This is a genomic window from Vibrio sp. V23_P3S9T160 (assembly GCF_963886625.1).
Taxonomy (GTDB): domain Bacteria; phylum Pseudomonadota; class Gammaproteobacteria; order Enterobacterales; family Vibrionaceae; genus Vibrio; species Vibrio anguillarum.
The window spans coordinates 1-9,383 of sequence record NZ_CAWPDB010000015.1; the positions used below are offsets into that span (position 1 = coordinate 1).

Below are 9,383 nucleotides of genomic sequence, written 5' to 3' on the forward strand. Positions count from 1 at the left end.
CAGAGATACAGGCCCGGGGATTGACGACGCCATTTCTTATAAGATTTTCGATGACTTTTTCTCTTATCAAAAAAGTGGAGGCAGCGGTCTGGGGCTCGGCTATTGCCAGCGTGTCATGCGCTCTTTTGGCGGCCGAGTTGAATGCAAATCGAAACTGGGGGAGTTTACTGAATTCCACTTATACTTTCCTATGGTACCCAATGCTCCCCAAGCCGACTCGCTTCGTACTCCTGATTTCAAAAGTTGGCAACAACCTAAACCTAATACCGAGCAAAGAACCGTTGACGATATACAACCAATCGATAAGCCATTTCTAATCAATAACAAAGCACCCACGGTGCTCATCGTTGACGATAAAAAAGTACAACGCTCACTAGTTCAAATGTATCTGAACCAACTTGGTGTTAACAACTTGCAGGCAAACAACGGTGAAAATGCAGTAGAAATCTTTAAAGCGAATTCCATCGATTTGATTTTGATGGATATTCAAATGCCAGTTATGAATGGTTTTGAAGCCAGCCAAATCATTAAGGCGCATTCTCCGCAGATTCCGATCATTGCGCTGTCAGGTGAATCTGGCGAACGTGAGCTAGAAATGATTAGCAAGCTGATGGACGGTCGTTTAGAGAAACCGACGTCATTAAATGCGTTACAGCAAGTAATCAGCCATTGGTTAAATAGAGACGTTGTACCCAATGCTCATACAGCAAAGAGTGGAACGGTTATTTGACGTAATTGAAGACACCAACATCCAGAGAAAAACTCAGCCAGTACCAAAACCATTTCGGTGCTGGCTGACATTTTAAAACAGCATAATCTATTATAAACAGTCTACTACCTACACTCGCCAAGCCTTGACCTGAGCGACCCCAAGTGGTTCTAGCTGAATATCTAATGAACCCATGCAAGTTATACATACAATAATTACATATGCACCTTGTTACAAATCTCATTTCATGAACGACAGGGTTGAGCACCGCACCTTTTCAGTCTATTGTTTGTAGCGAAAGACAGGTTCGACTTAAACAACACCTTTGCTTGCACACTTTTAGCCGCCTATTTTTGGCGGCTTTTTTCTTGCTAGGCAATTATTTTCTTTTTAACAGCGCGATACACTCTTCGTAGTGAGGGGCATAATTAATCAGAGCCGCAAAAGCGGCTCTGATTAATTATGGTTGTTAAAACTATTGATTTACTCTCGGCCAAACACGTTATTTTCTTGCTCTTGTACGCGGATAAATGTAGTGCGCTTAGTTAACTCTTTTAACTTAGCTGCACCGACATAAGTACAAGTTGAACGCACACCACCAAGAATGTCTGAGATGGTATCGTGAACGCTGCCACGAAAAGGTAGCAATACGGTTTTGCCTTCCGCTGCGCGGTATTTTGCAACGCCGCCAGAGTGCTTCGCCATTGCAGACTGTGACGACATGCCGTAGAACTTCATGTAGCTCACGCCATCTTTTTCAAACACTTCGCCGCCAGACTCTTCATGACCTGCAAGCATGCCACCAAGCATGACAAAATCAGCGCCACCACCAAAGGCTTTAGAAACGTCACCTGCGCATGTGCAGCCACCATCACCAATGATACACCCGCCTAATCCGTGCGCCGCATCGGCACATTCAATAATGGCTGAAAGCTGAGGATAACCAACACCTGTTTTCACGCGCGTGGTACAAACCGAACCAGGGCCGATACCAACTTTTACGATATCCGCACCCGCAAGGATGAGCTCTTCACACATGTCACCGGTGACAACGTTACCTGCCGAGATCACTTTATCTGGAAATTGTGCACGCACGCGTTGTACGTAATCGACCAAGTGCTCAGAGTAGCCGTTAGCAATATCAACACAGATGAAAATCAGATCGTCACTAAGCGCCATGATGTCTTTGGTTTTTTGAAAATCAGCATCAGATGTACCTGTAGAAACCATCACATGCTTAAGTGTTGATGTATCGGCGTTTTTAACAAACTCAGCCCAATCAGCTACTGAGTAATGTTTATGAACCGCTGTCATTACATCATGTTCAGCAAGTGACTTCGCCATAGCAAAACTGCCTACCGAGTCCATATTCGCCGCAATAACAGGCACGCCGGACCATTGACGCCCACTATGCTTGAATGTAAAATCGCGGGTTAAATTTACTTGAGAACGGCTTTTTAGTGTTGAACGCTTAGGGCGAAACAGGACATCTTTAAAACCTAACTTAAGTTCTTGTTCGATACGCATTATGTAATTCCTTGATTAATTGACCATTTGTGTCTCTTTTGCAGAGTGCGTAGTACCTTCGTTGGCAGACGTCAGTACATTTTGGACACAAAAAAACCGGAGCGTTGGCAGACGCTCCGGTTTTCAGCATTATAGGCCCGGATTTCTTATCGGCAAGTCTGATATTTGCATTTTTTTTGTGGTACTATCTCGAAACTTTCATATCCGACACTTCTCAAGTTCATCTCTCTCAAATACTCATCGTGTAAATTTTTATTTTTCAATACGTTATTAAAGAACGCATCATTTTAGCGAAAGTTTTCATACAATAAGCAAACGTTACTTTGTTCAGCATTGCGCCGAAAATGTGAGGAGAATCACATTCACAGAAGAGGTGACTCAGACATTTCTATCGGCGATTTTTACAGATTGTGGTGAATTTTTATCATTAATCCTTCCGTTTTCGATTTTAGTGACATCCCCCCGCAACTCCTACCATCCCAAAGACATAGTTATTTTGTGGTTTATTTTCTGTGATATTAGGCGTATTTATAGTGAAAATTATAAGTCTAATTAGGAAGAGAACATGATCAACATTGCATTTTTCAGCGCAAAATCTTATGACGCGAGTTCTTTCTCAGAGGTCAGTGATACAAAGATCTTCTCGCTGCACTTTCACGATTTTCGACTCACCCCAGCCACAGCTAAAATGGCCCAAGGATGCACTGTGGTGTGTGCCTTTGTGAATGACGACTTAAGTCGCCCAGTATTGAGCCAATTGTATGAAAATGGGACGAGGCTTATCGCAATGCGCTGTGCCGGATTTGATAAAGTCGATCTCGATGCCGCAAAAGAGCTGGGTATTCAAGTGGTGCGAGTACCCGCATATTCACCAGAATCGGTGGCAGAGCACACGGTAGGAATGATGATGTGTTTGAATCGCCGCTTTCACAAGGCCTACCAACGTACCCGAGACGCTAACTTCTCATTAGAGGGGTTGGTCGGGTTTAACTTCTTCGGTAAAACCGCGGGAGTTGTTGGCACAGGAAAAATTGGTATTGCCACAATGCGTATTTTGAAAGGGTTGGGAATGAAGGTACTGTGCTTCGACCCTTATCAGAACCCTCTGGCGATTGAACTCGGTGCAACTTACTGCAGCCTTGAGGAAATCTACCAACAAAGTGATGTGATTACGCTTCACTGCCCAATGTCGCCAGAGAACTACCATTTACTCAACAGCCACGCATTTTCCCAAATGAAAGATGGCGTGATGATTGTAAACACCAGCCGAGGTGAATTACTCGACTCAGTTGCAGCAATTGAAGCACTGAAACAAGGTCGTATCGGCGCTCTTGGTTTAGATGTTTACGACAATGAAAAGGATCTTTTCTTCCAAGATAAGTCGAATGATGTGATTGTCGATGATGTATTCAGACGCCTATCGGCTTGCCACAATGTACTATTTACAGGACATCAAGCCTTTTTGACTGAAGATGCACTACACAATATCGCTCAGACAACTTTGGATAACATTCGTGCCTTTGCAAACAATCAACGTTGCGGAAATGAGCTTGTAACGCTTGATTAATTGAACCCATCACTAACATGAAGCCTCCTTGATGAAACACCAAAAGGAGGCTTCGAAATCATTAAAACCCTGATTCTATCAACGTATTTGTAAAGAGGCTAACGCTTCAGATGTGGCATCCTGTATTGATAAAAACAATGAGTTAATTTTACCCGTCGTGGTTCGCATCGGGTTTAAAGTAATGCTTTGGTACATATAATCGGCTTGCTGAGTGACAGGGCGAACATTACGACATTTGAAGAGATATGGGCGCTGCTGCCAAGTAATAAAACTACGACAACCTAAGTCATACACAGGTTTAGTTTTGAGCTTAAACCACTCTTGGGGGATTTCAGGAAACAGTTCAAAAATGGTTTTACCAATCGCATCGTGCCCTTGAATACCGCTGTGGTGTGTCATGAATCCATTCCACACTTGCACTTCGTAATCACGATTAATCACGATCAGCCCCATATCGACATTCTGCACCATATCCACCATCCAGTGGAACTGTTCAAATTCTGCAGGGAGATTCATCGTTAAAAATCCTCCATCAAGTACGCTAATTTACTGTCTAGCAACGGAAGAGACTCATCGACAAACATAAAGAGCAAGTCACAGCGGATCGTCGTTTGATCAATGTTGTAGCTCACTTCAAACGTCATCGTTTTTTTAAATGATCCAGCGGTTGAATTGATCACAGAGTCAATGGAGATGTGTTGCCCAAGCAATACTGGAGAGCTTTGAAAAAAACGCACCTCCGATTGCTCACCTAATCCATTCAGAAAAGAACCAACTAATATGTTTGATACATCCATTAACAGTTCTAATTCTTCAAGCTCTTCACTGTCTGCTGGCACTTTCATTAATTTTTTCAGGTCAGAAACACTGGAATCACTCAAGAGCACCAGTGCTTCACCTGCAATGCCTTCACCGCTAAAGCCTTGACATACACCAGAAACTTGATCATTTTCCGCCAAGTCACGAAGTGCCATATGTAGCTCACTCACTTCAAAAATATTGACGTTTGGTAGCGGTAAATGAACAAATACATCAAAGTGTCGCGCCAGAGCATCAGCTGCTCGACCAATCGAAACGTTCGCAACTTCCATATAGATGTCACGACGTTTTAAGATAGGTAGTTCAACAGAGATAGGCGTAACGATACGAGGCTGTGTTGGCGGTTCGACTAACTCTCGTAGTACGCTATTTAACACGTCCTTATCAATCGGCTTTTGAATAAAAGCACGCGCCCCTAACGCCAATACTCGCTCTTTCGCTTTCGGCTGTATATCACCAGAAACAACAACAACAGGCGTTGTCATCCCTCTGCGTTGCATCTCTTCTAGCGTTCCGTAGCCGTCCAGTTCAGGCATAGTTAAATCGAGGAACATTAATTTAAAATCATGCTCTTCAAGATTTTTAATGCCATCTAAACCATGGACTGCGAAAGTAATATCGGCGTTTAGAGAGGCGGGAAGTGAACGAGCCATCTGCTTCCGAGCCAATGCAGAGTCATCACAGATGAGTACGGGGAAAGACATGTAATCACCTTCTATTTATTAATTCGATAAATAGAGTGTATACCTAAACCTCGCGTAGATGCGAGTTGCGCAAAAAATTAATTAAAAAGTTTTAGGGATTATAAAAGGCTACACACTCAAGCGAAACATCGGTTAGCAAACAACAATGCTCGCTCATTTCAACCTCATAGTGAGGGCCAGAAGGTCAGTACAGCAATCCGCAACACAATAGCGGTAACAATGAATGCCACTCCCAAGCGGTACCACTTATATTCCTCAATTGACATGGGAATGCGACGATAAAACATCGTGATGACACCTTTCCAGTCATGGCTACGTTTACCATACCGCACAATACTCGTCAGAATAAAAATGATACCCAGTATTAAGATAACTTTCTCTGCCCAAAATAATCCAATGCCCATAGTACTTCCTTGTCCAGGAGATAAATAATCATTGCCAACAGTGTATATCGAAAAGATGAGCGCCACTCTTGGACAAAAGTCTAAAGTGCAAAAGCACCAAAAGGGCCCAGTGAGGAAGCCCTTTTGCATTAACAGAAATAATTTAGTTCACTATCACATTAACCATCTTGCGCGTAAGTTACGCATAAAGACGCTATGTATTAAGTGCGCTACGCGTGATGCGCCGTTGTTTTAGAGATTGCAGAGGTTAATTTATCTCGATAACTGAACCAGAGGTATGTCACGACAATAGAGAAGAAGAGATACGACAAAGCAAAGATAAAAGGCGATGTGATCAATTGCGCCGATATCCCCCACGCAACACCGATAATGGTCACTGTCAATTTAGCAAGAAGCCCACAGATGAGAAGAAAAAGGGCAAACTCCGGCACTTTAGTACTTCGAAACGCAAACCAGTAACAGCTGCCTACTGCGAGTGACGCGATGTAGAGTCCAAACAAAAATGAATGAAAGTGATCAGCAGAGGCAACACCCGCCGAGACAGACGCCATTAAAATCAGTATTAGTTTCATGTTGTAAACCTCTCTTTTTATGAGAAAGTATCCATTCATTTTCGAAAACTCAGTTTACATACATTTTCCTCCATTAAATAAGAATTTCAAGTTCAAAAAACAAGCAATTTTTCCTTATTGGCTTAGAATAAAACAATTGTTAATCAGTGGTTAACAACAGAAAACCCGAAAATTAGATGGGACATGGCATTACCCAAAAAACACTTCAAAATGGAACTAATTGTAACAATTATTTAACCGAGTAAATATTTCATTGAAAGTGCAAATTTGTGATGTGTACAGCGCAACGTTCCGAGTTGTCGCCAAAACAACTTGAAGATGCTATTTGATAGGGAAAAATTTCCTCAGTTTTGAGGAGAGTCATTCAGCCCAAAAAGAGAGCCATTAAATAGGAAAGTAAACCTAACCCTTCTCCTCACTCAATGAACGTTGGCCAGTAATAAACGGCTTCAACCATCGAACTCATCTGACCACTAACTCTGGCTAAAACTTCAACTATGTCAATGGGTAATAGAATAGTAATGTTAATTTCAAGCCTCATCATAAGAAAATGCAACATAGAGCATAAAACCTAACAATTTTAAGAAAGTTTTTCGAGTTTTATCGAGTTATGATTGACAAGATAAAAGTTTGAACTAGACTTTGCACTAGCTAGAAAGCAGTTCTTTGTATACACATACGTCTCGTTGGATTACTTGTAACTCCCCCGTCGTGTCGTACGCAATAGCAATCTACTTTTCCACGCTATCCGCGCCGTATTCGGCTGTAAAATTTTTTTTGATTTTGGGTATAAAAATGGCTAACACAGTTACTGGTACAGTAAAATGGTTCAACGAAACTAAAGGTTTCGGTTTCATTCAACAAGAAAACGGTCCAGACGTATTCGCACACTTCAGCCAAATTAAAGGTGACGGTTTCCGCACTCTTGCTGAAGGTCAAAAGGTAGAGTTTGAAGTAGCTCAAGGTCAAAAAGGCCCTCAAGCTGAAAACATCCGCCTAGTATAATTTTTTACTAAGTATTCTAATAGCCAGCAATTTGCTGGCTATTTTCGTTTTTACCTCTTGGCATTCTTCCAATGGCTCTTAAACCGACAATCTATAAGTTCCGTATTGCGCTGACGGATACTAATCGCGATCATTATGACTCTTTAAATCTCACCATTGCTCAGCATCCTTCAGAAAGCAACGAACGAATGATGGCGCGCATTTTGGCGTTTTGTCTTAATGCTTCACCCGAGCTAACATTCACTAGAGGACTTTCTTCCATCGAAGAACCTGATCTCTGGCTAAAATCATTAGATGACCAAATTCAGCTCTGGATTGAAGTTGGCGAACCCGATGCTGATCGCATTAAAAAAGCCACACGGCTTGCAAAGCAGGTGAAAGTCTACAGCTTTAACACGAAATCACAGGTTTGGTGGGAGCAAAACAAGGGAAAGTTCTCTCACCTCAATGTCGATCTATTTCGATTTGATGCTGCAGCGATTGAAAAACTCTCTACTTCCTTGAACCGAGGTATGGATATTTCAGTGATGATTAGTGGGTCTTCTATTTTTATTGATAGCGATAGCCATTCCGATGAAATTACTTGGCAAGCACTACAAATAAAAAGTGAGCATTAATTCCCAGCCCACTTTTCAGTATTTATACCCAAACAACTTGAAGTTGCAGGTAGACGGCAAGTGAGCTCATCCCCATGAGCATAGATAAACTATGTGATTGGGGTAAGCGAACGTAACCAACACCGCTGCAGCTTTAAATGGGAAGGGTATAGGCCCTTAAAAGAGCCTAGATTTAGATAGCGCTTTATACTTTATAAATAGGCGTGTGGACCAAAGACTTCGTAATGGATACGCTCTCTTGCTACGCCAAGCAATTCAAGCTGTTCAACAATGAACTGCATAAAACCAACGGGGCCACAGATATAAAAATCCCCCTGTGTTAGCGGCAGTTGCTCGCAAACTTCATGCAAGATCATAGAACCTTGCTTGGCTGGTGTTTGCTCACTTTCCAGATACCAGACCACTTGCTGCCATGATGGATGCACCGCCATTAATGTCGCGGTTTCATCAATAAAGGAGTGTTGTGATAAATTGTTGCAAGCATGCAGATACGTCACCTCTTTTTTTCCTACTGACGCAAGCTGTTGAAGTATGGCTTGCATCGGTGTTGCCCCAACACCTGCAGAGATAAGTACAACGGGAGCGAGCTTCTCAACATAGAAAAAATCACCCGCTGGCGCATAAAGTTTCACTCGACTGCCTTTTTCAACATAATCATGTAAATAGTTAGAGACTGTCCCAGGATGTTCAGTATCCACGCCTTCACGCTTCACAGAAATGCGGTAGTTTTTTCCATTGGGTTTTTGTGACAAGGAATATTGACGAATTTCACTGTATGACGCACCTTCCGGCTTGAGTTCAATCCCAATATACTGACCTACCTGATAATCTAATACCGCTTTGCCATCAGCAGGTTCAAAGATAAAGCTAGTGACGAATTCAGACTCTTTCACTTTATCTTGCAACACAAACTCACGCGCGTTCTCCCAACCACCGATCGCCTGCTTACGCTGTAAGTACAACTCCCCTTCTCTATCAATAAAGACTTGCGCTAAAAAGAGATAAGCCGCCGTCCATGCTGCTTCAACGTCAGGAGTAAAGGCATCGGCAGCAAGCTCTCGCAACGTTTCAATAAGGTGATGACCGACGATTTGATAGTGCTCTGGCTGAATGTTAAAGCTGGTGTGCTTTTGGGCAATACGTTCCACTGCACTGGTTAATGCGGCGAGATTTTCAATATTTTTCGCATACGCGGCAATCGCCTCAAACAGTGCAACGCCCTGACGGCCAGTATGTTGATGGGTCATATTAAAAATATCTTTTAGCTCAGGATTGTGAGTAAACATTCTCTGATAGAAATGAGCTGTAAGCGCTGGCCCGGCAGATTCAAGCAAAGGAATGGTACTTTTGACAATGGCGATGTGTTGATTATTGAGCATATTGAGCTTTCTCCTCAGATTTTATAAATGGCGAATTAGATTCGCTCTGATACTGAAGCTTGTATAGCACAAAGCATACC

General features: G+C 42.5%; 10 protein-coding genes. 4 read left to right on the forward strand and 6 right to left on the reverse strand.

Annotated features, from left to right (window positions below; all coding sequences use genetic code 11):
- A partial coding sequence (locus AACU59_RS00885; protein ID WP_161437704.1) for a response regulator occupies nucleotides 1-730 on the forward strand: 730 nt, incomplete at its 5' end.
- 462 nt (nucleotides 731-1,192) lie between these two features.
- Here AACU59_RS00885 and AACU59_RS00890 read toward each other — a convergent pair.
- A complete protein-coding gene (locus AACU59_RS00890) occupies nucleotides 1,193-2,236 on the reverse strand; it encodes a GMP reductase (RefSeq protein WP_017046019.1) in 1,044 nt (347 codons plus the stop codon).
- A 565-nt stretch (nucleotides 2,237-2,801) separates the two neighbouring features.
- Between AACU59_RS00890 and AACU59_RS00895 the strand changes: the two genes are divergently transcribed.
- Complete coding sequence (locus tag AACU59_RS00895) at nucleotides 2,802-3,803, forward strand: 2-hydroxyacid dehydrogenase (protein ID WP_017046018.1); 1,002 nt, start codon at nucleotides 2,802-2,804, stop codon at nucleotides 3,801-3,803.
- Between the two features lie 78 nt (nucleotides 3,804-3,881).
- On the opposite strand, the gene AACU59_RS00900 is transcribed toward AACU59_RS00895, so the two are convergent.
- From AACU59_RS00900 to AACU59_RS00915, 4 genes are all read right to left on the reverse strand, one after another.
- The gene (locus AACU59_RS00900; RefSeq protein ID WP_017046017.1) at nucleotides 3,882-4,319 is read right to left on the reverse strand and encodes a PAS domain-containing protein; all 438 of its coding nucleotides are present in this window, start codon (nucleotides 4,317-4,319) and stop codon (nucleotides 3,882-3,884) included.
- A gap of 2 nt (nucleotides 4,320-4,321) precedes the next feature.
- A complete protein-coding gene (locus AACU59_RS00905; RefSeq protein WP_017046016.1) occupies nucleotides 4,322-5,326 on the reverse strand; it encodes a response regulator in 1,005 nt (334 codons plus the stop codon).
- 164 nt (nucleotides 5,327-5,490) lie between these two features.
- Nucleotides 5,491-5,730, reverse strand: a complete 240-nt coding sequence (locus AACU59_RS00910) for a hypothetical protein (protein WP_017046015.1) — start codon at nucleotides 5,728-5,730, stop codon at nucleotides 5,491-5,493.
- A 209-nt stretch (nucleotides 5,731-5,939) separates the two neighbouring features.
- Nucleotides 5,940-6,302, reverse strand: a complete 363-nt coding sequence (locus tag AACU59_RS00915; protein WP_026028668.1) for a hypothetical protein — start codon at nucleotides 6,300-6,302, stop codon at nucleotides 5,940-5,942.
- A gap of 795 nt (nucleotides 6,303-7,097) precedes the next feature.
- Between AACU59_RS00915 and AACU59_RS00920 the strand changes: the two genes are divergently transcribed.
- Together AACU59_RS00920 and AACU59_RS00925 are read left to right on the forward strand one after the other, a co-directional pair.
- The gene (locus AACU59_RS00920) at nucleotides 7,098-7,307 is read left to right on the forward strand and encodes a cold-shock protein (RefSeq protein ID WP_010318975.1); all 210 of its coding nucleotides are present in this window, start codon (nucleotides 7,098-7,100) and stop codon (nucleotides 7,305-7,307) included.
- A 71-nt stretch (nucleotides 7,308-7,378) separates the two neighbouring features.
- Nucleotides 7,379-7,924: a YaeQ family protein gene (locus tag AACU59_RS00925; RefSeq protein ID WP_013868041.1), complete on the forward strand. Its 546-nt coding sequence runs from the start codon at nucleotides 7,379-7,381 to the stop codon at nucleotides 7,922-7,924.
- 191 nt (nucleotides 7,925-8,115) lie between these two features.
- Here the strand turns inward: AACU59_RS00925 and hmpA are convergent, their stop codons facing one another.
- A complete protein-coding gene (hmpA, locus tag AACU59_RS00930; protein WP_064626435.1) occupies nucleotides 8,116-9,303 on the reverse strand; it encodes an NO-inducible flavohemoprotein in 1,188 nt (395 codons plus the stop codon).
- Nucleotides 9,304-9,383: the final 80 nt, after the last annotated feature.